General features: G+C 68.0%; 28 protein-coding genes. 11 read left to right on the top strand and 17 right to left on the bottom strand.

All coding sequences use genetic code 11. The features are described 5' to 3' along the window. Positions 1 to 20 precede the first annotated feature (20 nt). Positions 21 to 743 (top strand): hypothetical protein, encoded by a 723-nt coding sequence (locus EV651_RS29600; protein WP_133788547.1) that lies wholly within the window; start codon positions 21 to 23, stop codon positions 741 to 743. A gap of 124 nt (positions 744 to 867) precedes the next feature. Further along, positions 868 to 2,646, top strand: coding sequence for a glycerophosphodiester phosphodiesterase family protein (locus EV651_RS29595; protein WP_133788546.1), 1,779 nt, complete (start codon positions 868 to 870; stop codon positions 2,644 to 2,646). Here the strand turns inward: EV651_RS29595 and EV651_RS29590 are convergent. Beyond that, positions 2,600 to 3,700 (bottom strand): glutamate--cysteine ligase, encoded by a 1,101-nt coding sequence (locus tag EV651_RS29590; RefSeq protein ID WP_133788545.1) that lies wholly within the window; start codon positions 3,698 to 3,700, stop codon positions 2,600 to 2,602. The two genes, EV651_RS29595 and EV651_RS29590, sit on opposite strands and share 47 nt — an antisense overlap. A 42-nt stretch (positions 3,701 to 3,742) precedes the next feature. Here EV651_RS29590 and EV651_RS29585 point away from each other — a divergent pair, with 42 nt between their 5' ends. Next, positions 3,743 to 4,480 carry a HipA family kinase gene (locus EV651_RS29585; RefSeq protein ID WP_133788544.1) on the top strand — a complete coding sequence of 246 codons (738 nt, stop codon included), beginning with the start codon at positions 3,743 to 3,745 and terminating at the stop codon, positions 4,478 to 4,480. Then, positions 4,477 to 4,851, top strand: coding sequence for a DUF3037 domain-containing protein (locus EV651_RS29580; RefSeq protein WP_133788543.1), 375 nt, complete (start codon positions 4,477 to 4,479; stop codon positions 4,849 to 4,851). Before EV651_RS29585 ends, EV651_RS29580 begins: the two co-directional genes overlap by 4 nt. On the opposite strand, the gene pgm is transcribed toward EV651_RS29580, so the two are convergent. The 6 genes from pgm to EV651_RS29550 are packed head-to-tail and all read right to left on the bottom strand — an operon-like array spanning position 4,848 to position 10,757. Then, on the bottom strand, positions 4,848 to 6,470 hold the full coding sequence (gene pgm / locus EV651_RS29575) for a phosphoglucomutase (alpha-D-glucose-1,6-bisphosphate-dependent) (RefSeq protein ID WP_133788542.1): 1,623 nt from the start codon (positions 6,468 to 6,470) through the stop codon (positions 4,848 to 4,850). The two genes, EV651_RS29580 and pgm, sit on opposite strands and share 4 nt — an antisense overlap. Positions 6,471 to 6,493: 23 nt before the next feature. Next, complete coding sequence (locus EV651_RS29570; RefSeq protein ID WP_133788633.1) at positions 6,494 to 7,963, bottom strand: fused MFS/spermidine synthase; 1,470 nt, start codon at positions 7,961 to 7,963, stop codon at positions 6,494 to 6,496. 27 nt (positions 7,964 to 7,990) lie between these two features. Further along, positions 7,991 to 8,347, bottom strand: a complete 357-nt coding sequence (locus EV651_RS29565) for an MmcQ/YjbR family DNA-binding protein (RefSeq protein ID WP_133788541.1) — start codon at positions 8,345 to 8,347, stop codon at positions 7,991 to 7,993. Positions 8,348 to 8,364: 17 nt separating this feature from the next. Further along, positions 8,365 to 9,030, bottom strand: a complete 666-nt coding sequence (locus EV651_RS29560) for a response regulator transcription factor (protein WP_133788540.1) — start codon at positions 9,028 to 9,030, stop codon at positions 8,365 to 8,367. Further along, entirely contained in the window at positions 9,005 to 10,174 is a 1,170-nt protein-coding gene (locus EV651_RS29555; RefSeq protein ID WP_133788539.1) for a sensor histidine kinase, read from the bottom strand. Before EV651_RS29555 ends, EV651_RS29560 begins: the two co-directional genes overlap by 26 nt. A 25-nt stretch (positions 10,175 to 10,199) precedes the next feature. Next, complete coding sequence (locus tag EV651_RS29550) at positions 10,200 to 10,757, bottom strand: hypothetical protein (RefSeq protein WP_133788538.1); 558 nt, start codon at positions 10,755 to 10,757, stop codon at positions 10,200 to 10,202. A gap of 231 nt (positions 10,758 to 10,988) precedes the next feature. Between EV651_RS29550 and EV651_RS29545 the strand changes: the two genes are divergently transcribed. Next, positions 10,989 to 11,522, top strand: coding sequence for a hypothetical protein (locus EV651_RS29545; protein WP_238157273.1), 534 nt, complete (start codon positions 10,989 to 10,991; stop codon positions 11,520 to 11,522). Positions 11,523 to 11,632: 110 nt separating this feature from the next. Then, positions 11,633 to 12,121, top strand: coding sequence for a hypothetical protein (locus EV651_RS29540; protein WP_133788536.1), 489 nt, complete (start codon positions 11,633 to 11,635; stop codon positions 12,119 to 12,121). 78 nt (positions 12,122 to 12,199) lie between these two features. Here the strand turns inward: EV651_RS29540 and EV651_RS29535 are convergent, their stop codons facing one another. Then, a complete protein-coding gene (locus tag EV651_RS29535) occupies positions 12,200 to 12,751 on the bottom strand; it encodes a YceI family protein (protein WP_133788535.1) in 552 nt (183 codons plus the stop codon). A gap of 224 nt (positions 12,752 to 12,975) precedes the next feature. Between EV651_RS29535 and EV651_RS29530 the strand changes: the two genes are divergently transcribed. The 3 genes from EV651_RS29530 (at position 12,976) to EV651_RS29520 (ending at position 14,362) form a co-directional block, all read left to right on the top strand. Then, positions 12,976 to 13,464 carry an FBP domain-containing protein gene (locus EV651_RS29530; protein ID WP_133788534.1) on the top strand — a complete coding sequence of 163 codons (489 nt, stop codon included), beginning with the start codon at positions 12,976 to 12,978 and terminating at the stop codon, positions 13,462 to 13,464. Between the two features lie 71 nt (positions 13,465 to 13,535). Then, the gene (locus tag EV651_RS29525) at positions 13,536 to 13,790 is read left to right on the top strand and encodes a hypothetical protein (RefSeq protein ID WP_133788533.1); all 255 of its coding nucleotides are present in this window, start codon (positions 13,536 to 13,538) and stop codon (positions 13,788 to 13,790) included. Positions 13,791 to 13,837: 47 nt separating this feature from the next. Then, a complete protein-coding gene (locus EV651_RS29520) occupies positions 13,838 to 14,362 on the top strand; it encodes an orotate phosphoribosyltransferase (RefSeq protein ID WP_133788532.1) in 525 nt (174 codons plus the stop codon). A 227-nt stretch (positions 14,363 to 14,589) separates the two neighbouring features. Here EV651_RS29520 and EV651_RS29515 read toward each other — a convergent pair whose 3' ends face one another. Both EV651_RS29515 and EV651_RS29510 read right to left on the bottom strand, forming a co-directional pair. Further along, positions 14,590 to 15,819 (bottom strand): exonuclease domain-containing protein, encoded by a 1,230-nt coding sequence (locus EV651_RS29515; RefSeq protein ID WP_133788531.1) that lies wholly within the window; start codon positions 15,817 to 15,819, stop codon positions 14,590 to 14,592. Between the two features lie 69 nt (positions 15,820 to 15,888). Beyond that, positions 15,889 to 16,524, bottom strand: coding sequence for a hypothetical protein (locus tag EV651_RS29510; protein ID WP_133788530.1), 636 nt, complete (start codon positions 16,522 to 16,524; stop codon positions 15,889 to 15,891). An 18-nt stretch (positions 16,525 to 16,542) separates the two neighbouring features. Between EV651_RS29510 and EV651_RS41605 the strand changes: the two genes are divergently transcribed. Continuing rightward, positions 16,543 to 16,698 (top strand): hypothetical protein, encoded by a 156-nt coding sequence (locus tag EV651_RS41605; RefSeq protein ID WP_165546543.1) that lies wholly within the window; start codon positions 16,543 to 16,545, stop codon positions 16,696 to 16,698. A gap of 97 nt (positions 16,699 to 16,795) precedes the next feature. On the opposite strand, the gene EV651_RS29505 is transcribed toward EV651_RS41605, so the two are convergent. Together EV651_RS29505 and EV651_RS29500 are read right to left on the bottom strand one after the other, a co-directional pair. Then, positions 16,796 to 17,287, bottom strand: coding sequence for a metallophosphoesterase (locus EV651_RS29505; protein WP_133788529.1), 492 nt, complete (start codon positions 17,285 to 17,287; stop codon positions 16,796 to 16,798). An 11-nt stretch (positions 17,288 to 17,298) separates the two neighbouring features. Further along, a complete protein-coding gene (locus EV651_RS29500) occupies positions 17,299 to 18,288 on the bottom strand; it encodes an oxidoreductase (RefSeq protein WP_133788528.1) in 990 nt (329 codons plus the stop codon). Between the two features lie 190 nt (positions 18,289 to 18,478). Here EV651_RS29500 and EV651_RS29495 point away from each other — a divergent pair, with 190 nt between their 5' ends. Next, positions 18,479 to 18,784: a hypothetical protein gene (locus EV651_RS29495; RefSeq protein ID WP_133788527.1), complete on the top strand. Its 306-nt coding sequence runs from the start codon at positions 18,479 to 18,481 to the stop codon at positions 18,782 to 18,784. Positions 18,785 to 18,882: 98 nt separating this feature from the next. On the opposite strand, the gene EV651_RS29490 is transcribed toward EV651_RS29495, so the two are convergent. The 5 genes from EV651_RS29490 to EV651_RS29470 all read right to left on the bottom strand — a co-directional run bounded on the left by EV651_RS29490 (position 18,883) and on the right by EV651_RS29470 (position 21,909). Further along, entirely contained in the window at positions 18,883 to 19,278 is a 396-nt protein-coding gene (locus EV651_RS29490; protein WP_238157271.1) for a hypothetical protein, read from the bottom strand. Next, positions 19,275 to 19,520 carry a hypothetical protein gene (locus EV651_RS29485; RefSeq protein WP_133788526.1) on the bottom strand — a complete coding sequence of 82 codons (246 nt, stop codon included), beginning with the start codon at positions 19,518 to 19,520 and terminating at the stop codon, positions 19,275 to 19,277. Before EV651_RS29485 ends, EV651_RS29490 begins: the two co-directional genes overlap by 4 nt. Positions 19,521 to 19,712: 192 nt before the next feature. After that, positions 19,713 to 20,189, bottom strand: a complete 477-nt coding sequence (locus tag EV651_RS29480) for a hypothetical protein (protein WP_133788525.1) — start codon at positions 20,187 to 20,189, stop codon at positions 19,713 to 19,715. Beyond that, positions 20,189 to 20,668, bottom strand: a complete 480-nt coding sequence (locus EV651_RS29475) for a hypothetical protein (protein WP_133788524.1) — start codon at positions 20,666 to 20,668, stop codon at positions 20,189 to 20,191. Before EV651_RS29475 ends, EV651_RS29480 begins: the two co-directional genes overlap by 1 nt. After that, positions 20,668 to 21,909: a hypothetical protein gene (locus tag EV651_RS29470; protein WP_133788523.1), complete on the bottom strand. Its 1,242-nt coding sequence runs from the start codon at positions 21,907 to 21,909 to the stop codon at positions 20,668 to 20,670. Before EV651_RS29470 ends, EV651_RS29475 begins: the two co-directional genes overlap by 1 nt.

Raw genomic sequence — 21,909 nt, 5'->3', positions numbered from 1 at the left:
CGCTGCTAGCTTCGCCAGCTGTGAAGCGAATCGCGGCCCTAGCGCTCATCGTGGTACTGGCCGGATGTTCGACCGTCGAGTCCAAGGACATCCGGACCAGTGGGATCACCGCCAACTACGTCGTCTCGGTGCCTGAAACGGCTGATGCCGCGAGCGTGAGTGCGTCGTACCGCGTCGGCACGCTCACCTTCGTCGAGCTCGGCGACGGTGAGTCGGTCACGTCGTCCGGCGGCGGCAAGGACGTCAAGCTCACGCATCACCGGTCCGCCGGGGTCACCGACTACGACGGTCAACTGGACGGCGTGGTCGATGCGGGCACCGAGATCACGTTCAGCCTCACCCGCGGGAAGGACGACGACTCCGCGCCGCGGTCGACGGTGAAGCTCCCCGAGCGCGTGCGGCTCACCGCTCCCCTGGCCGGTACGACGTACTCGCGTCGCGCCGCGGTCCCGGTCCGCTTCGACAGCCGGCCGTCCGAGCAGGCGTCCCTCCTCACCTGGGCCGGCGAATGCATCCAGACCGGCAGCCTGGAGCTGGAACCCGGCCATACGTCGGCCAGCGTCCCCGCCGGCTCGATCCGTCCGGCCACGGGAACGCCGACGCCGGGAGTGAAGCCGGCCACGACCTGTCCGGTCGACGTCACACTGACCCGGCGTACCGAAGGCACGCTGGACAAGGCCTTCAAGGACGGGCACATCACTGCGGAGAGTCAGTCGGTACGGCGGATCACCTCCGCCCCCTGAGCTGCCAGTAGCCGTCTGGTAACCGGTGGTCCTTCTGGTGGCTACCTTTGCGAGGACATGGGTATGCCTGTGCACGACAGCCTCAGGCTGTGTCCGCCCATAACCCCTCCGGAAGGACCCCCTCATGCGCCGCCTTCCCCGCGCACTGCTCCCGTGCGCGCTGATCGCCGGAGTACTGCTTCCGGCCGCTCCGGCCGCCGCTACGCGCGGTGACTTCGACATCCAGGCCCACCGCGGTGGTCTCGGCCTGACCGTGGAGAGCACGATCGCGTCGTTCTCGCACGGTCTCGAGCTCGGCGTCAGCACGCTGGAGCTCGACGTGCAGATCACCCAGGACGGGTACGCCGTGGTGACCCACGACCGCAAGGTCACGGGCAGCAAGTGCCGCGACACAGCGCCGTACACGCCGGCCGACCCGGAGTACCCGTACGTCGGCAAGTTCATCAACACGCTGTCGCTGAACCAGGTGAAGCAGCTCGACTGCGGCTCGCAGACACTGCCGAACTTCCCCGGCCAGCAGCCCGACCCGGGTGCCCGGATGCCCCAGCTGCGGGACGTGTTCGCGCTCGTACACCGTTTCCACGCGTACGGCGTGAAGCTGAACGTGGAGACCAAGGTCGAGGCCGGTGCGCCGTCGGAGACCGCGCCGCGCGAGCAGTTCGTCCAGGTGGTCGCCCAGGAGATCCGCAAGGCGAACATCGCCCGGCAGGTGACGATCCAGAGCTTCGACTGGGGTTCGCTGATGCGGATGCGCCAGGTGATGCCGCAGCTGCCGCTGGTCGCGCTGACGAACTACGACTTCCTGCAGGTCGGCCAGCCGGGCAGGTCCCCGTGGCTGGGCGGTATCGACATCGACGACTTCGGCGGTGACCTGGTCAAGGCGACCAAGTCGTTCGGCGCGTCCGCGATCTCGCCGGTGCACGGTTTCCCGCAGGACGGGAAGGTCACCGACCCGACGTACCGGCCGTATGTCACCGCCGAGATGGTGAAGTCGGCGCACGCGGCAGGGATGAAGGTCATCCCGTGGACCGTGGACGACCCGGCGACGATGCAGTCGCTGATCGACAAGGGCGTCGACGGGATCATCAGCGACTACCCGGACCGGGTGCGGGACGTCGCCCGGGCCAATCACTTCAAGCTCCCGAAGTCGTACGACGCTCCGGCGGTCCGGGCGCTGCCGTCGGCGCACGCGCACAACGACTACGAGCACCGGCGGCCGCTGCAGGACGCGCTGGACCGTGGGTTCAACAGCGTCGAGGCGGACGTGTGGCTGATCGACGGTGAACTCCGCGTCGCCCACGACCTGGAGGACGCGAAGCCCGGCCGCACCCTGGAGAGCCTGTACCTGAAGCCGCTGGCGGACCGGGTCCGCGAGAACCACGGTCAGGTGTACAAGCGCGGTGGCGGGTTCCAGTTGCTGATCGACATCAAGAGCGACGGACCGTCGACGTACGCCGCGGTCGACAGGGCGCTGGCGAAGTACCGCGGGATCAGCACGATCTTCGTCGACGGACGGGTGTTCACGGGCGCTGTCACCTCGGTGATCAGCGGCAACCGCCCGCTGGACGACATGAAAGCGCAGAAGATCCGGTACGCCGGGTACGACCGACGCCTCGCCGACCTGCAGTCCGGGATGCCGGCGTCCTTGATGCCGCTCGTCAGCGACAACTGGACGAACGTGTTCACCTGGCAGGGCGTCGGGCCGATGCCCGAGAACGAGAAGACCAAGCTGCACGACATCGTGGTCGCGGCCCACCACGCCGGCTACAAGGTCCGCTTCTGGGCGACCCCCGACGTACCGGGCGCCGCTCGTGAGGCCCTGTGGCGCGAGCTCGTCGCCGCCGGCGTCGACTACCTCAACACCGACGACCTGCACGGCCTCGAGGACTTCCTTCGAGGCTAGGCGGTTTGACCTCCGTGAGGGCGACCAGGTCGTCGCCCTCACGGAACGCCTTACGCTGTTTGATCGCACCGTTGCCCTCACGCAGCGACCGTTCGACACCGTCGCGCACCAGGTCGATCGCGTCGAGCATCTTCAACGCGGGTTCGACGTGCCGCAGCAGCTTCTCGATCACCTGGGCCATCGGCATCGCCTCCGCGCTCAGGACGTCGAGCCCCTTCGCGGTGAGACCGCCTCGAGCAGCCAGCCAGTACGCGGCCCGCAGGACCTCCGGCTCGAGCGTCGGGCCTTTCGTGCCGTCCTCCAGCGCAGTCAGAACGATCGCGCGGACCAGGGTCGCGATCAGCACCGTCTCGTCCACTGTGAGCGGGATGTCGCTGACCCGGACCTCCACCGTCGGCAGGTGCGACGACGGCCGGATGTCCCAGTAGACCATCTTCTCGTCGATCAACGTGCCGGCCGCCAGGTGCATGGCGACCAGTGCGTCGTAGTGCTCGGCCGACTCCAGGTACGGCGGCGGACCGGCGCTCGGCCACCGAGTCGTCATCAACCATCGCCAGCTGGCGAATCCGGTGTCCTGACCGAGGTAGATCGGGGAATTGGCACTAAGGGCAAGCAGAACCGGCAGCCACGGCCGCAAGTGGTTGCTGACCTTGGTGGCAGCCTCCTTGTCCGGCACACCGACGTGGACGTGACAACCGCACACGCCCTGCTCTCGGGCCAGCAGCCCCCACTCACGGACCAGCGCCTGGTACCGCGGCTTCCTCGTGATCAACTGCGCCGCCCGTCCGTGCGGCGGGACTGCGATCGCCAGCAGCCGAGCGCCTTCCTCTGCGGCGGCGGAGGCCAGATGGGAGCGCATCCGGAGCAGGTGGCCGCGGAGCTCGTCAGCCGTCGTACAGACCGGCGTGTTGATCTCCACCATCGCTCTGGTCAGCTCCAGCGCAACGTCGAGTTCTCCGGCGTCCTCCACCACAGCTTTGCTCCGTGGCAGGGGGTCACCGGTCGCGGACACCAGGAGTAGTTCTTCCTCTACTCCGACAGAGGGTAGGTTCACCCTGAACCGGTACCCGGCCGCTAACGGGCTAGGCTCTCCGGCGTGAGTTTGCCTGTTGTCACCGCCACGCGGTACGTGCTGCCGTTGCGTGAAGGAGGGTCGTTGCCCGGTGTTGTCGAGGGCAACGACCTCGGCACGTACGTGATCAAGTTCCACGGCGCCGGGCAGGGCCCGAAGGCGCTGGTCGCCGAGGTGATCGTCGGTGAGCTGTTCCGCCGGCTCGGCCTGCGGGTGCCGGAGCTGAAGCTGATCGAGCTCGACCCGGCGATCGGCAAGTCCGAACCGGACTTCGAGATCCAGGAACTGCTGATCCGCAGCGCCGGGCTGAACCTCGCCGTCGACTTCCTCCCGGGCTCTTTCGGGTACGACGGATCGGCCGGCAACCCCGGTGACGAAGCGATGGCCCGCATCCTCTGGCTGGACGCGTACGTCGCCAACGTGGACCGGTCGTGGCGGAACACGAACATGCTGGTCTGGCACAAGAACCTGTGGCTGATCGACCACGGCGCCGCGCTGTACTTCCACCACTCGTGGATGTCGGCGGAGAAGTTCGCTTCGCTGCCGTACGACGCCTCCGACCACGTGTTCTCCGTTGCGGTCTCTGGCGTCGCGAAGGTGGACGCCGAGCTGACAGCGGCGATCACGCCGGAACTGTTGACCGAGGTGATCGGGCTGGTGCCGGACGAGTGGCTCGGTGAAGGCGACCGGGAGCGGTACCTGGCTCACCTGCTGGCGCGGTTGGAGAACCGGGCCGCGTGGATTCCGGGAGGTGCGCAGTGAAGCCTTTCGACTACGTGATCCTGCGGGCCGCGCCGCGCATCCAGCGGGGTGAATTCATCAACGTGGGCGCTGTCCTGTACTGCCGGGCTCTGGACTACCTGGGTGCCGGCTGGGATGTGAATCCGGAGCGTCTCAAAGCACTGGACCCTGCAGTGGACGTCGACGTTGTGTGTGCATCGCTGGATCAGATTCGAGCGATCTGTGCGGGTGACGCCGCGGGAGGGCCGGCAGCGGGCACCACAATCAGCGAACGCTTCCGGTGGCTCGCTGCACCGCGCAGTACCGTCGTACATCCCGGACCGATCCACAGCGGGATCACTGAGGATCCCGCCGCGGACCTTGAACGGCTGCTCGACTCCTTCGTGCGCTAAGCGAGGGCGGCGGACACCACGTCGCGGGCCTGTTCGAAGACCTGCTCCAGGTGCTCGGCGCCCTTGAACGACTCGCCGTAGATCTTGTAGAGGTCCTCGGTGCCTGACGGGCGAGCGGCGAACCATGCCGACTCGGTAGTGACCTTCAGCCCACCGATCGCCGCGTCGTTGCCGGGAGCGTGCGTGAGCCGATCCACGATCGGCTCACCGGCCAGCTCGGTCGCGGTGACCGCATCTGCCGACAGCGCGGCCAGCTTGGCCTTCTGGTCGCGCGTGGCCGGTGCGTCGACCCGCGAGTACGCCGACGCACCGAACCGCTCCACCAACTTGGCGTGGGCCTGTGATGGCGTCTCGCCGGTCACCGCGGTGATCTCACTCGCCAGCAACGCCAGCAGGATCCCGTCCTTGTCCGTCGTCCACACCGTGCCGTCGAAACGCAGGAAGCTCGCACCGGCCGACTCCTCTCCCCCGAAGCCGACGGAGCCGTCCACCAGACCAGGTACGAACCACTTGAAGCCGACCGGCACCTCCCACAGCCGCCGGCCCAGGTCCCCCACCACGCGGTCGATCAGCGACGACGAGACCAGTGTCTTCCCGACAGCGACGTCCGGGCCCCACTGGCGGTTGCTGAACAGGTAGGAGATCGCGACGGCCAGGTAGTGGTTCGGGTTCATCAGGCCGGCGTCCGGCGTGACGATGCCGTGCCGGTCCGCGTCCGCGTCGTTCCCGGTCGCCACGTCGTACTTGTCCCGCTGCGCGACCAGCGAGGCCATCGCGTACGGCGAGGAGCAGTCCATCCGGATCTTGCCGTCGTGGTCCAGGGTCATGAACGACCAGGCCGGGTCGACCCGCGGGTTCACGACGGTCAGGTCGAGGTCGTGCCGTTCGGCGATCGCGGCCCAGTAGTCCACGCTCGCGCCGCCGAGCGGGTCGGCGCCGATCTTCACGCCGGCGTCGCGGATCGCGGCCAGGTTCAGCACCGACGGCAGGTCGTCGACGTAATGCCCGACAAAGTCGTAGTTACCCGCCTCTTCACGGGCCTGCTCGAACGACTTGCGGCGTACCTCCCGGTTGTCGCCCGCGATCAGCTGATTGGCCCGGTTCGCGATCCAACTGGTCGCGTCGGAGTCGGCCGGGCCGCCGTGCGGCGGGTTGTACTTGATGCCGCCGTCGCGCGGCGGGTTGTGCGACGGCGTGATGACGATGCCGTCCGCGTCGGCGCCCGCGCCGCGGTTGAGCCGCAGGATCGCGTGCGACACCGCAGGCGTCGGCGTGAGCCGGTCAGCGCTGTCCACGAGCGTCTGTACGTCGTTGCCCGCCAGCACCTCGAGCACGGTGCGCCAGGCCGGCTCGGACAGACCGTGGCTGTCCCGGCCGACGAGCAGCGGACCCGTCGTACCCTGGCCGGCCCGGTACTCGCAGACGGCCTGCGTGATCGCCAGGATGTGCGCCTCGTTGAAGGCGCTGTCGAGGCTCGAGCCGCGATGTCCCGACGTACCGAAGACCACCTTCTGGGCCGGATTGTCCACGTCCGGCGTGAGGTCTCCGTACGCCGCCAGCATGGCGTCGACGTCGACGAGGTCCTCGGGCTGTGCGGGCTGGCCTGCGCGTGGATGCATGACCACATGCAATCACAAGACGGTCAGCCGCTGTACGGCGTGAGCAACTGGTCGACGGGCGCGTAGTCGTCGGTCAGCACCGGTGCGTCGCCGACGAAGCCGTCCGGCCGGTCGAGGACGCCCATCGAAGGCTCGAGATGGCTCACGATCGCCGGTACGTCGATCGGCTTGCCGGACGCCGCGACCACGAAGTTCCCGCCGCTGTGGCCGGACAGTTCGTCCTTGCGCGCGATCACCGCGACGTACGGGAAGACGGCCTGCGCCGTCTTGATCTCGGCCTTCGCGAACTTGGCGGCGCCGTAGTCGATGACGTTGATCAGGTAGAGCCCGTCGGGCCGCAGCACACGTCGTACGTCGGCCACCAACTCGCGGGTGGTGAGGTGCCAGGGCACGGACAGCCCGCTGAACGCGTCCATCAGGACCAGGTCTCGGCTGTCCGTCTCCTCGTCACGTACGCCTAGCCGGCCGTCCTGCACCTTCACCGCCAGATCCGGACCGGTTTGAACGCCGAGCTCCCGCTTGTCGAGCTCGACCACGGCCGGGTCGATCTCGTACACCTGGTGCTTGCTGCCGGGCCGCGTCGCCGTCACGTACCGCGTCATGGTCAGACCGCCACCCCCGACGTGCAGCGCGTTCAGCGGCCGTCCCTCGGCCCACGTGCCGTTGATGGCGGCCGCGAAGCTCTTGATGTACTCAAACTCCAGGTACGTCGGGTCCTTGAGGTCGACGTACGAGTGCCGCGCCTGGTCGAGGTACAGGGTCCGCCCGCTCTCCCGGTTCGGGTCGGCGACGACACGAGCGCAGTGGTACGCCGTCTCGACCTCACACGGCCGTGGCGCGACAAGAGTAAGCGTGGCGCCGACAACCGCGAGAGCGACCGGCTTCACCGCTGCCTGCACACCACGCAGCAGGAAGGTCAGCGCGGCTCCGACGACCACCAGTGCGGCGCCCAGGGTCAGAACGATCGTGCTGATCGGAACCGTCGCCACGAACACGAACCCGGTCAGCACAGTGCCGACGATGCCGCCGACCGTCGCGTACGCGGACAGCCGGCCGACGACGGTTCCGGTCTGGGCCAGTGTGGCCAGCCGTAGCTTCGTCACCATCGGCGTCACGGCCGCCAGGAGCGACGCAGGCGCGAACAGCGTGACAGCAAGTACCAGGAACACCAGCTCGCTCGCGCCACCCCGGAGCGCTTCACCCGTCCAGCGGACCACTGGGAGGATGAGCATCACCAATGCCCCACTGAGCAGGAACAGCGGACCGATCGTCCGGTGCGGCGGCACCACGTCCGCGAAACGGCCACCCAGTGCCGCACCGGTCGCGATCGCGGCCAGTGCGACTCCGATGACCGCGGTGTTCGTCTCCAGCGTCAGGCCGATGTACGGCGCCACCAGCCGGAGCGAGACGAGCTCCAGGACCATGACGGCGGCCGAACTCCCGAACGCCAGCGCAACCGCCAGCTTCTGCCCAACCGGCCCACCCTCACCCATGTACACCCGCGTAACCCTATAGAACGCTCAGACCTCGTCCAGGCGGGCGATGAGGGTCTTCGGGGCGATCTGGCGGTACGCCGTCTCGACCAGGTCCTCGAAGTGATCCCAGTCCACGTCGACGTCCAGGTACACGCCGAGCCAGCCGCGGTGACCGACGTACGGCGGTCGGTAGAAGTGCTCCGGGTCATCCGCGACGAGCGACTCCTGCACACCAGGAGGCGCCGCCATCCACACACCCAGGCGGTCGTCGTGGTGGTGGTCGGCGTACATCACGAAGGTCTTCTTGTCCCGGACGAACCAGGTCGGCTCACCATGACTCGGCCGCTCGGTCACCTCGGGCAGTGCGAGGCACAGGCTGCGTACGTGTTCCAGAACGTCCATCTGCTCAGTGTCCCTGCTCAGTGTCTTGGGCCAGGGATCACCACACCCGCCTCGTACGCGTAAACGACCGCCTGCGCGCGATCACGCAGGTCCAGCTTGGTCAGGATGTTGCTGACGTGCGTCTTGACGGTCTGCTCGGCCAGCACCAGTTCGTCGGCGATCTGCCGGTTGGACAGTCCGCGTGCGACCAGCCGCAGTACGTCGGTCTCTCGCGGCGTCAGCCGTGCCGGTGTGGTCGGTACGACGGGTTGCGCGCGAGCGAAGTCCTCTACCAGTCGACGGGTGACGGACGGTGCCAGCAGAGCGTCACCAGCCGCGACGACCCGCACTGCTGCGGCTAGCTCGTCCGGGGTGGAGTGCTTCAGCAAGAAGCCACTCGCACCGGCGCGGAGCGCTGCGTACACGTAGTCGTCCAGGTCGAACGTTGTCAGCATCACGACCCGCGGCGGCTGGCCAGGCGTCGAGTCGGCGAGGATGCGCTGAGTCGCGGCGAGCCCGTCGAGCACCGGCATCCGGACGTCCATGAGGATCACGTCAGGTATCAGCTCGGCCGCCAACTCGACCGCCCGGGCACCGTCGCCGGCCTGTCCGACGACCTCGATGTCAGGCTGCGCATCGAGCAGCGCACTGAACCCGGCCCGCACCATCTCCTGGTCGTCAACCACCAACACTGTGATCGCCACGCTCCACCTCCTCTACCACCGGAATGAACGCCCGCACCAGATAACCGCCTTCAGGGGTCGGCCCGGTGCTCACAGTCCCGTCGACGAGTGCCACCCGCTCCCGCATCCCAGTCAGCCCATGCCCGCTCCCCGGCGCCGGTACGACGGGCCGCGGCGGCTTCCCGTTCTGCACGACCACTTCCAGCTCGCCCGCAGTACGCCGTACCGCCACCTCCACGGCCGCGTGCAAGGCGTGCCGTACGGCGTTGCTGAGCCCCTCCTGCACGACGCGGTACGCCGTCAGCTCGACAGCAGGGTCCAACCCGGTTGGCACGTCACCCACCAGCCGCACGTCTGCTCCAGCCCGCCGCGTGCTCTCGACGAGCTCAGCCACCTGGTCCAGACCAGGCTGCGGTCCAGTCTGCGGTTGCTCGACCGGCTCGCGCAGTAAACGCAGTACGCGACGCATCTCGGTCAGCGAAGCCCGGGCTTCGTCAGCAATGCCTGTGAACTCCTCACGGACGGCGTCCGGTACGTCGGGCAGCCGGTGTGGCGCACTGTCCGCGCGGACCACCACGACGGACAGGTGGTGAGCCACGACGTCGTGCAGCTCGCGGGCGATCCTGGCCCGCTCCTGCAGCCGCTCGCGTTGTGCACGCTCGGCCTTGCTGATCGTCTCCTGCTCGACAAGTCGACGGTTGGTGTCGGCCCGCGAACGGAGGAGGTCGCCGACCACTCCCGCTACGCCCGACAGCACCGCCATGGTGATCAGACCGGGCCAACTGCCACGGTCCGGTGCCAGCCCGAGCGCAACGACACCCAGGGCCTGAGTCGCCACCCACCAGCCGACCAGCTCCCGGCGGCCGAGTCCACGCGCACCGGAGATCGCAATGACGAGCGAATGCCCGAACGCTGACGTCGTACCCCACGGCCACGGTTCACTCGAGCTGACTGGAGTCGTCAGCGCAGCCATGACCGCGGTCGTGACCAGCGAGACCACCACGGCCGCCCGCGGCCGCAGCCACGACAGGCTCAGCGACAGCGCCCGTGCAATCGCAAGGCTCAACACCGCCGCGAGCGGTACGTCATAGTGCTGTGCGAGATCCATGAGAGTCAGCACCAGCAGCGCAGCGACGGCCAGCCCGGCGCCCCACGGCCGCCTCATCGGTATCTGCACGGTTGGACCTTACTCACAGCTGCTGCAGCCAGGACCAGAAGAACGCCAAGCTACCGGCCGCCACCACGATAGTTGCCGGAAGCACCCACCTGTTCGTCCCCTGCACCAGGCGCATCTGGAGTGCCGCAATGCCGCGCAGCGCGAACAGGAACACGACAATGCACGGTACGGCGATCAGACCGTGCGCCACCCACGCTCCAGCTCGCGTCGGCCCGCCCCATGTCCCTGGCTGAACCGGACCGTGCTCGACGAGCCCCCAGAACGGCCCGCGCACCACTGCCAGCACCAGGAGCAGCATCACGAACCAGCTGGTCAGTCCGAGCACCGCACTGAGTAGCCCGTACCCGAAGGTCCGCGCGCTGCTCATCGACTGCACACCACGTGCACCGAGACGGCGCCATCGCCTCGCTGCGGTCTCCTCCTCGCCCAGCATCGCGTCCGCCATTACCTGTACGCCGACGGGCATCAGGAGCGCGTCGTACAGCAATGAACGGCCCAGGCGTCGCAGCGGTCGGACCCTGCGGTCGCGGCCGGCGCTGGGTGCCGTGGGGCGGGTGAGTACGTCCGTCATCGTCATCTCCTCGGTCTCAAGTCCTGAGATCGAGGCTAGGAATTCGCGGCCGCCGGCACCTCCAGCCACGGAGCCGATCCGTAACCAGTACCCGGGTAGGGGTCCGCTGTGAGCCAGGTCACAGTGACCACGATGCGTGTCGCGCCGTTACACGGTCAGTGCCGAACGGTGTGCTACGCCGCCGACGGCGCGAGCGGTGACTCCAACAGGAGGTACTCGGACACAATGCGCATGCGGAACCTGGTTTTGACCGCCACGCTGACCCCGGTTTTGCTGCTCCCCGGCTGCGGCAACGAGGCCGACAGCAATGTCGCCGCGGCGGCTCCGGCGGCGCACAAGGCGGCCCGGACCACGACCGCCGACGAGGCGGCCGGCTCCGACGACCCCGTGCTGAACGCGTACTACACGTACCGCGTCGCGCTCGACGTGATGATGCGCAGCGGGGGCGGCAAGACCAAGCAACTGGAGCCGACGATGACGCCGGCGATGTTCCAGGCGATCAGCGCCCAGGCGAAGTACTTCCGGACCCACAAGCTGCGCAACACCGGCAGCACGAAGGTGCTGTGGGCGAAGCGCACGTTGGCGGCGAACGGCGTCATCGTCAACGCCTGCTACGACACCTCCGCGGCGCGCACCGTCAACGTCCGCGGTCGCGGCGTCCTGCCGAACACCACCCCGACCCGCTGGCTCGACCAGATGCGCGTCCTCAACCAGCAGTCCCGCTGGATCGTCGACGGCGGCACCACCACTCCGAACGCGTGCTGAACACATCCCGTTTATGGCAGTGGGATCACGATTGCGCGGCCCCCGGGTTCCTCCGCCTAGGCGCGGGCAGACTCACTGACAAGTGCCGGAACAGGTCGAGGGGTCCACCGATGATCGACACGAGTCTTGGGCGTTGGCTGCCGTTCCTCGGCCGCCGCCGTACGCCGGAATCGCTGCGGCCACGCGGCACGAGCTCCCGGGTCAGCCGGCTCGCCGCGCAGTACGACGTCGACGTCGACGCCGCTCTGCAACGCCTGTGGCCGAAGGCGCGGATCTACCACGACCGCGAGTTCACCCGGGACCGCGCCGACTTCCTGCTGGTGGTCCGCGGCCGCGGCGTGATGATCGAGACCAAGGTCAAGAGCGACCCGGGCCTGTTCCGCGGCTCGACCCTTCCGCCGCTGCTCGACCGGCTGCAGCGTGACGGCCGCCGTCTCGTCGTCCTCGTGAACCAGGGCGACCCCACCCCGGCCCGCGACCTGATCACCACCAAGCTCGGCGACAAGGGCCGCATCGTGGTCTGGTCCGGTCCGCACCACGACACCGAACTCCGCCAGGCCGTCGAGTCACTCCTCCGGCAAACCACCCGCCACGCCTGACCAGCGGGGACCTGGAACAGGTAATGGGGACCTTGCACAGGCAATTGCCTGTGCAAGGTCCCCATGAGGTGTTCGCTGTCAGGCGTTCTTGATCGCCGAGACCTCGAGCTCCAGCGTGACCTTCTCGCTGACCAGTACGCCGCCGCCCTCGAGCGCCGCGTTCCAACTGACGCCGAAGTCCTTGCGGTTGATCACGACCGAGCCCTCCAGGCCGAGCCGCTGGTTGCCGAACGGGTCGGTCGCCGTCCCGGTGTACTCGAACGTGACGTCGACCGACTTGGTGACGCCGCGGATCGTCAGGTCGCCGGTCACCACGAACTCGGCGTCGCCGACCGGCTTCACGGCGGTCGACACGAAGATGATCTCCGGGTTCTCGTCCATCGCGAGGAAGTCGTTGCTGCGCAGGTGCTCGTCGCGCTGGCTGTTGCGGGTGTTGATGCTCTTCGCCTGGATCGTCACCTTCCCCGACGAGTTCGCCGGGTTCTCGCCGTCGATGTGGAACGAGCCCTCGAACTCGTCGAACGCGCCCCGAACCTTGGTCACCATCGCATGCCGGGCACTGAAGCCGATCCGGGTGTGGGAGGCGTCGAGGGTGTAGTCACCGCTGAGTGCGGCGTACTCGCTGGACATCGCGGATTCCTCCAGAAAGGTAGTTGAAGTTTAGATAGTACAGAGTTCACCCTTAACGCTCAGAAGTCCACCCCACACCCGGCGTGTCCGAGTCGTGGACCCGATCGAACCGGGAAATAGACATGCCCCGCGGGCTGACTGTTGCCTGCAGCAACGGAGTTAACCGGTTGCGCCGACCCGGGCCGGGCTTGTCTCATGGGTGGTCGAAAGATCGGAGGACAGTCGTGGAACCGCTCAGCGCCGAGGACATCAGGCGCTCGTTCGTCAATTCGTCCAAGAGCCAGGTCAAGGCGATGGCGCTGCCGCCGAGGTTCACCGAGCTGCCCTGGGAGTCGCTGGACTTCCTCGGCTGGCGTGACGGCAAGGCACCGAACCGCGGCTACCTCGTCGTACGACGGGACACGGGCGTCACCGGGATCGCGGTCAGCACCCAGACGTCGGGCGCCGCGCGCCGGTTCGCCGGGCTGTGCGACCTGTGCAACACCGCCCATCACGTCAGCGACGTCGCGCTGTTCGTGGCCCGGCGGGCGGGTTCGGCCGGGCGGGAGGGGAACACGGTCGGGATGTACATCTGCGCCGACCTGGCCTGCTCGCTGTACATCCGCGGCCTCAAGGACCTCGACCTCCCGCAGGGCGAAACCGCCGGCCCGGACGTCCGCGCGAAACGCCTCGCAACTCGCCTGGAGAGTTTCGTCCAACGCGTCCTCGCCTGACGGCGCGAAACCATCAGACACCCCCTACCCTGGTGGTGCACAATCGGCCGCGGAGTACCAGGGAGAGCGCGATGACCGAGTTCCGGATCACTCACGAGATCCACCAGACACACCCGGACATTCGCGAGCGGCTCACCGCGACCACGATCGAGGCGATCAACGAGTCCAGTGCCCGTTCCGCCGAGGACGCGGCCCGGGTGCTGCGCCACAAGCTCGGCGAGATCGGCGTCGAGATGAGCGACGAAGCCTGCCTGTCGGCGATCGAACGCATCCGCTCCGGCAAACAACTCCGCTTCGAAATCGAACCCGTCCCCGACGAAGACTGACCCGCGGCCCACCAGGAGCCCGGCGCGGTGCAGGTAGGGTGCGGGGCGTGGAGCTTGCTGAGTTGGGGCGTCGGGTTTATGCGACCGCACATCTGACCGGGGAGTTCCTGCTCCGGTCCGGGCAGACGACGACGGAGTACTTCGACAAGTATCGGTTCGAGGCCGATCCGGTGCTGCTCGACGAGCTGACCGCCGCGATGGTCCCGCTGATCCCGGACGGCACGGAAGTGCTGGCCGGGCTGGAGATGGGCGGGATCCCGGTCGTCACCGCACTCGGGCGGCACACCGGCCTGCCCTGCGCGTTCGTCCGTAAGCAGGCGAAGTCCTACGGCACCTGCCGGCTGGCCGAGGGTGCCGATACCAGGGGACGCCAGGTCACGATCGTCGAGGACGTCGTCACCACCGGCGGCCAGATCGTCCTGTCGACAAACGAACTCCGCACCCTGGGCGCCACAATCACCGACGCCCTCTGCGTCATCAACCGCAACCCCACCACTCCCAGCCAACTCACCGAAGCCGGCCTAACCCTCCACGCCCTCCTGACCCCAGAACACCTCACCCCAACAGCCTGACCCGGTCAGCTCCAGGGCACGCCCCGCCAGACATCTGAGCCAGGCTCAGCCAGCTAACCCCGCACGCCCTACTGCCCCCGGTCCACCTCGCCCCACCACCTGACCTGTTAGCCCTGGAGCGCCTCGTCCCGAGCACCTGACCCGCCGCCCCCGAAGCACCTCGTCCCGGGCACCTGATCCGGAGGGCCCGCCCGGTCCAGGCAGGCCGCGCGAACACCTGGGTCGGCTCAGCCGGCCTTGCGGTGGTCTTGTGGGAGTAGGCGGCGGAAGTCGTCGGTGGAGATGATGGGGATGTTGAACTCGCGGGCCGTGCGGGCCTTGACCGACAGGCTGTCCACGTCGGCGGCCACTAGGAACGTGGTATCGGGGCGGACCGCCTCCTGAGGCACGAATCCGGCCGCCACCGCCCGGTCCCACCACACCTCGCGCGGCTCGACCATGTCCCCGGTGAACACCAGCGTGCTCCCCGGCGGATACCCGCGCGCACCAGGACGATCGGGTACGACGTACTGCCCGGCACTCACGCGGAGCAGTGCCTCGTCGACGTCGGACACCCGCTGCCCGAGCATCACCGCGACCCGGTCGAGATCGCTGCGCTGGTCGGGTGAGATCTCGCCGGTCCCCCACGACGCGGTCGCCAGCGCGGAGACGTACCACCGGTGGAGGTGATCGACCTGCGGGCGAGTCATCCCCAGCTCGGTCGCCACCTGCACCAGTTGATCGGCGTCTGCCGCCGTGATCTCGCGCTTGCCGAGGATCGTGTCGAGCAGGACGAGATACGAGTCGGCCTGCGGCGGCTCCGGGACGCGCGGCAGCTGGTCGACGAGTCGGCTCATCCAGCCGTGCCTTCCACCGGCATGCACCGGTCGCACGGTCGGCGCGACGTCCCGGCCCGGCAGCTCCGGCCAGGGCAACCGACGTACCTCTTCGTAGGCCCACTGCCAAGGTGGCGGTGCCGCGAAAGCCCCGAGATACTGCGCGAACAGCTCCGCCGTCGCCCGGGTGTCCGCGAGCGCCGAATGCCAGCCCTCGATCGAGATCCCGGCCGCCGCGCAACAGGCGCCGAGCGTCCGTTTGGCGCCTGGATGCAGATATCCGGCCAGTGCCATCGTGCACATCGACCGCTCGGTGATCAGCGGAACGGTGACCCCGAGGCGCGCGAACTCGGCCCGCAGAAATCCGAGATCGAACTCGACGTTGTGCCCGACAACCATCCGTCCGGCGAGCAACTCCCCCAACTGCCGCGCGATATCGCGGAACTCCGGCGCCGCCAGCACGTCGGCGGTGAGGATCCCGTGGATGTGTTGCGGGCCCAGGTCGCGTTGGGGATTCAGCAACGTCACCCACTCGCGCTCGACCCGCCCGCGCGCGTCCAGCAGCACGACGGCGATCTCGATGATCCGATGCCGATGCGTCGGCAGCAGACCGGTCGTCTCGGTGTCGATGACCGCGTACATCCAGGCCTCCTCCGGCTCGCTGACCGACTGAGAAAACCCAATCACACGCCGCCGACAGTTTCGGTTCCGTCAGGTATCGGACGGAATCTCGACCTCGATCTCCGCGCCCAACCGCGCTCCGTGCGCCAACCGGAGTTCGTCGCCGCTCCAGAACCGCCCCGGGTCGTACCAGTTGAGCTTCCGCCCGCGCAGCAACCCCATCTCCTCGTACGTCACCGCGACCACCTCGGCGCAGTACGCCGACTCGAGCTCGAGCTCGCGCGATCCGCGACGTATCGCCGGCACCCGCCCGCGCACCCATCGCGATGCGAGTCGGGCCGTCGACGGGAACGGCGTACCGTCCAGGCGAGCGACCGTCCGCAGTACCGCGTCCTCCATCTCCCGCGTGACGGGATGATCGAGCTGCCGCAGCCAGGCTCGCTGACCGTACTTGCGCGCCCACACCAGCACCGCGTCACGGAGATTGTGCAACTGCGCACCACGCTGGTGCTGGCCGGTCCACATGTCCGGCAGCGAGCGCCCGAGCTCCGCGTGCCACATCAACGGCGGGAGGTCCTCGACGACGATCGCCATACCGACGTGGTTGACGGGGCTGTTGGTGGTCAGCTGAATGGCGCGATCCGCCGCGCTGCCACCGCGGAACAGCCAAATGTCACCTGTTCGTGTCAGTTCCGTAGCGTCATCCAGTGAAATCCGGCTGTTCACGTCGCTAGGTTAGTCGGCATGAAGGTATGGAAGGTGGTAGGGCTTGCGGGACTCGTCGGCGTCGCCGCGACGGGCGTCGTGATCGCCCGGGGCGAGCGGAAGCGCCGTGCGTACACGCCGGAAGAGGTCCGCGATCGCCTCAAGACCCGGGTCAAGGAAGCAGCGAACGCCTGACCCCGGACGACAATCGGCCGGGCAGTCGCGGTGCGCCGTAGCTCGGTGGTACGGCGTCGCCCACGTCTGCCCGGCCACAGTCGTTGCAATACGCAACTTAAAGGTTGTGCAGGGCAACCTGTTCCAGGCGGCCGGCGGTGATCGTCGCGGTCTGGTAGGTGCAGTACGGCTGCCGCCGCCGGTCGGTCGGCGACCCCGGGTTCAGCAGCCGAAGCCCACTTGGTGCGGTCGTGTCCCACGGGATGTGACTGTGCCCGAACACCAGCAGATCAACCCCCGGGTACGCCGCAGCGCAGCGTTCTTCACGCCCCTTGGCCGGACCTGTCTCATGCACCACGGCGACCGACAACCCGTCGAGCGTCACCCGCGCGACCTCGGGGAGTCGCGCCCGCAGCTCGGTTCCGTCGTTGTTGCCCCAGCACCCGACCAGCAGTGCCGCGCGTGACTCCAACTCGTCCAGCAGCTCGACGCTCACCCAGTCGCCCGCATGGATGACCACGTCGGCTTCGTCAACTGCGTCCCAAACCGGTGCGGGCAACCTCTTCGCCCGCACCGGCAGATGAGTGTCCGAGATCAGCACCAGGCGCATGGGCCCACTCTCTACGCCTTCAAAGCCTCGATCAACTCTTTCTCCTTGGCTGGGCTGAGGCCTGCCTTGCGCTCGCGGTTCAGGCCGAGCTCGCGCTCCCACGCGAGGGTGTCCTCGACGAACTCCCGGCGGGACCGGTGTGTGAGGCCGGCAGCGACCGCCGCCGCGCCGCTGCGGGACGACCAGCCCTCATAGCCGGCCTCGGTCAGCCACATCGCCAACGAGTCCGGCCCCATGTACTGCTCGACCTTCTGCTCCTCCAGCCACTCCCGCGGCGCGAGCACCACCGGCCCGGTGTGACCGCCGACCTCGCGCGTCAACTCGATCCACTCGCCGAACGGCACCACCGGTCCGTACGTGTCGAACGTCCCCGTGCGCCCTTCGGTCGCATTGTCCAGCAGCCATCCGGCAAGGTCCCGTACGTCGATCACTGCCGTCGGCAGCTCAGGCGTGTCGGGCACGAGCAACGGCTCCTCGGGCGCCCGCGCCGCGCGCGCGACCCAGGCACCCGCGCGATCGCTTGGGTCCCCCGGCCCGCCGATCAGCCCGGCGCGCGCGATGACCAGCCGATCCCCGACCACATCACGGGACGCAAGCTCACGCGCGACCTTCGCCTCGCCGTACTGCTCCCGATCGGCCACGTCGTCCGCACTCGGCTCCCGCAGCGCCGCGGTCTCGTCCGCGCCGGGCGTGTCGAACTTCTCGTACGCATTGCCCGAGGACACGTACGTCCAGTGCTTGGCGCGGACGCCGAACGCGGCCAGCGCACCCTTCACAAAACCTGGCTGCCACGAGAGCTCGAACACAGCGTCCCAGTCCTGCACAGGCACCGCGTCGTACGCGTCCGGGCTGCTGCGATCGGCCGCGACCAGCGTGGCGCCGTCGGCAACCGTGCCGCTCTCGCCACGGGCCACACAGGTCACCGAGTGCCCGCGCGCAATCGCCTGCGTCGCGATCTCGCGACCGAGCCACGCCGTACCACCGAGGATCAGAATCTCCATACGGGCAAGCCAATCAGGCCCGGCCGGCAATTCCCAGGCGCCTCTGCCAAGGGCAGAAACTCCCGTGCGTGATTCGTTGCCCTCGTCACGTCACTGTAATAGCCGTCCCCTTGCCAGGCAGACGATCCGGGCGCACTGTCGTACCACAAGGACACCCAGGGGTGAGTGTCTGTGGAAGCAGGGGGAAGTGATGGCTGGTTTCGTTCAGATCATCGAGTACCGGACCTCCAAGCCGGACGAGATCGCGGCGCTGATGGAGGACTTCCGCGCGAAACGCGAGGCCGAGGGCGACGGGCCGGCGCCGGCCCGCAGCATCGCCTGCGCCGACCGCGACGAGCCGGGTCGCTACTTCGCGATCGTCGAGTTCGAGTCGTACGAGTCGGCGATGGAGAACTCACAGCGTGCCGACACCACCGAGATGTCGGAGAAGATGATGGAGCTGTGCGACGGTCCCGGAAAGTTCTACAACCTCGACGTGGTCGCCTCGACGCAGTGATTCCTCAGGTACGGCGTACGCCGGCTCGCCCGGGCGTACGCCGTACCGAGGTGACCGGCGCCGGGAGGGGGATGAGCCGGCACCGGTGGATCGGGACCTCAGCCGAAGACGCGGTACGACGACCAGGTGGACGGCGGCGCCGCGCCGTTCGACCCGAGGTCGCGTTCGGAGTGCAGCGGGTCGGGGTCCTGCGGCTCGGGCGCCGAGTGCAGGTCCGGCCACGGCCGGGGCCGGAGGGACTCGCGCGGCGGCAACTGGAGGTCGGGATCGGGACCCCGTTCGGGGTCGAGCCACTCGACCGTCGTCGCCCCGCCGTGCCCGTGGATCGCGACGACCGACTCGATACCGTCCCAGACGGTCGTGGTCGGATAGTCGCCGTACCAGCGAAGCGCGACCGAGCCGTCGGTGAACTGCACACCCTCGGCGACGGGTCCGGTGCCGCTGACACCGGAGACATCTTGATGACGGATCAGCCGGAAGCGACGGGAGCTCATTTCGGCGCTACCTCCCACAGCCGCTCCCCCGGCAGCTTCCGTTCCGGTTCTGGATCATGGTCCGGAACCGGGTCGCTGGTCACCCGCAACCCGGCGAACCTGCGCGACATGGCCGCCGCGTACCGCTCGGCCAGCTCTGCTTCGGCCCGGTAGTCGGCGACCACGTGATCCCCGAACCAGACCCTCACCCGACGACGCTCCACCCGGACCGCGGCCGGGTGCGGATCACCACCGTCAGGCATCTCAATACACCCGGCGCCCACTCGAGCCGGATCCCATCAGCGACCTCGTAACACAACCCTTCACGGCAATCACTTCCACTTCCCTGTGGGGATGGGTTCACAGGTAGTGACGACCGTCTCAGCCGTTCATGACGCGATCCCCGAGAAATTTCTCACAGCCCGTGAGGACCAGCCCCGACCACGGGTCAGACCTCAGGCGACGACCCAGGGGCGCCAGGCGTCGATGTCGTCGACGTCGAGCGACGTCCGCGGTGGGAAGGTGTGGACGCCCGCGCCCGGGAGGTACGCCGCCACGATCCACGACATCGCGGTGGCCAGCACGAGAGCGACCCGAGGCTGCGTCGCGGCCAGCTCGTCGAAGACCGCACGCGCCTCCTTCGCCTGCACCGCCTCGTTCCTCGAACCGGAGATGCGGACGTTGACCGCTCCGGTGTACCGATCGATCGCGGAAACGTCTTCGGGTTCGGGGTCGGACTCACCGTAGACGTTCGGCCCGACGAAAAGCAGAACCCGTCCGTCGACGGTCCGGGCACGTCCGGCAAAGAAGTGCTCGTCCTCCTTCAGCCCGGGATCATCCCGGCGCTCGAGTTGCAGGGCGTCAGCCATCCAGTCGGCCAGCGCGTCCAGCGGCTCCTCGCCGACCACAAAGATCGTGTCGCTGTTGGACATCAGCTGACAGTCCAGTCCCGCCAGGTGTCGATGTCCTCGATGTCGGGGGTGATCGGCGGGTCGAAGGTGTGCGTGCCGGCACCGGGAAGGTGCGCGGACACCAACGTGTCGAGATTGTGAACGAGCAACGCCGGTACGTCGGGGCGCGCGGTCACGAGATCGACGAAGATGGCGGTGGTCTCGCGCAGCTGCCCTTCCTCGTCCTTCCTGCCGACGAGCCAGATACTCAGGTCGATGGGATACCGATCGATCGCCTGGATCTCGTCCGGCTCCTGCGGGTCCACGACGGCAAACCCGTTCGGACGGACCCGCACAGCCACCGTCCCCGTTTCCGTCCGCGCCGTGCGCCGGAACACGCGTTCGTCGTCCTTCGGATCCGCGTCCGCGACCGGTTCCAGCTCGAGTACGTCGGCCAACCACTCGGCCACAGCTGCGACAGGATCACCCGCAGCCACGAACACGTTGTCACTCGTCGACATCACCGCTCCTTCCTGAAGGTGACCACTCGCCCGTCACCGAGAATGACATGAATCACCGCGTCGACGGATTTGCCCGGCTGGCCGACCGCCTTCCGGAATCCCCGCAGTGCCGTGGCCTCGTCGAGATCGACCTTCCGGCCGTCGATGAAGACCTCACCAGCGGCGCCGACCTGATCGCAGGCTTCGTTGATGTTGCGCTTGACAGCCGAGAGCGAAGCCCTGTTCAAGGTTTTGAACTCGACGATCACGCCGCCGGTCGACCCACTTCTGCGGAGGGTCGCATCCGGATTCTTCTGCCCGTGAACCGTGTGGTCCTCCGGTCGAGCGTCGATGCGCCACCCTTCGCCTTCGAGGAAGTCCGCGATCTCGCGCTCCTTCGGCTCGAACCGACTCATAGGATCGTGCACTCCCGGTGCGAAGTCACCGCCGAGCGGCCGAAGGTCGACGGCTGGGTCGAACTCGAGGTCGTCCGCGGCCGGGAGATCGGGCAGCTCGATGTCGACGACGATGGGACCGGGGCGGCTCTCCTCGGGGCCGTCCAAGGTGGCTTCGATGCGGTCTGGGGTGATGGTGACGGTGGCGTGGCCCCATTGCCGGTCCTCGGAGCCGGCCATCGTCTCCAGGAGGGTCTTGACGGCTTCGGCCAGGGCAGCGTCGAGCTCGAAGTCTCGGGTCAGGCGCTCCTCGCGCTTCTGATCTTCCTTCTCGTCGGGTTCTTCGAAGATCACTTCGCCGGTTTCGGTGACGGTGATCTCGAGTTCCAGGGGTTCGCGCTCTTCGGGCTCGTCGTTCTCGTGGGCCTTCTGGTATTGCTCGAAGGCCTTGCGGGCGACCGTGACCAACGGCGGTTCGTTGTCTTCGGCAACTTCCAGGTCTTCGTAAGCGACCACCAATCGCTTTGCCCGGATCTTCGTACCACTGCCGCTGGTCAGCTTGTTGCGGTCCGCGGAGTCGGATGAAGGGCGGTTGGTCGACGGGCCCGGCGTACCGATCAGGCCTTCGGCCCAGCCGCGTGCTTTAGGCGGTGCCATCGACAAGTAGTGCGCAGCCGCTTCGCATGCGCGTGCCGCGGCGTCGAGCTGCTGGGCGGCGACAGTTGCCTGCCCGTGGGAGGCGATCAGCGCGATCTGTGCGTTCTCCCGGCAGCGCGCCGCCGTACGCAGGAGCTGGTCGACGACCCGGGGGATCTCGTCGAAGCAGTCGACCAGGCCGCGGGCGACCCGCTGCAGCTCGGACGGCAC

Origin of the sequence: Kribbella sp. VKM Ac-2571 (assembly GCF_004362255.1) — a bacterium.
In the GTDB taxonomy this organism is placed as follows: Bacteria; Actinomycetota; Actinomycetes; order Propionibacteriales; family Kribbellaceae; genus Kribbella; species Kribbella pratensis.
Note: the sequence above shows the minus strand (reverse complement) of the source record. Positions and strands in the feature narration are given on the sequence as shown.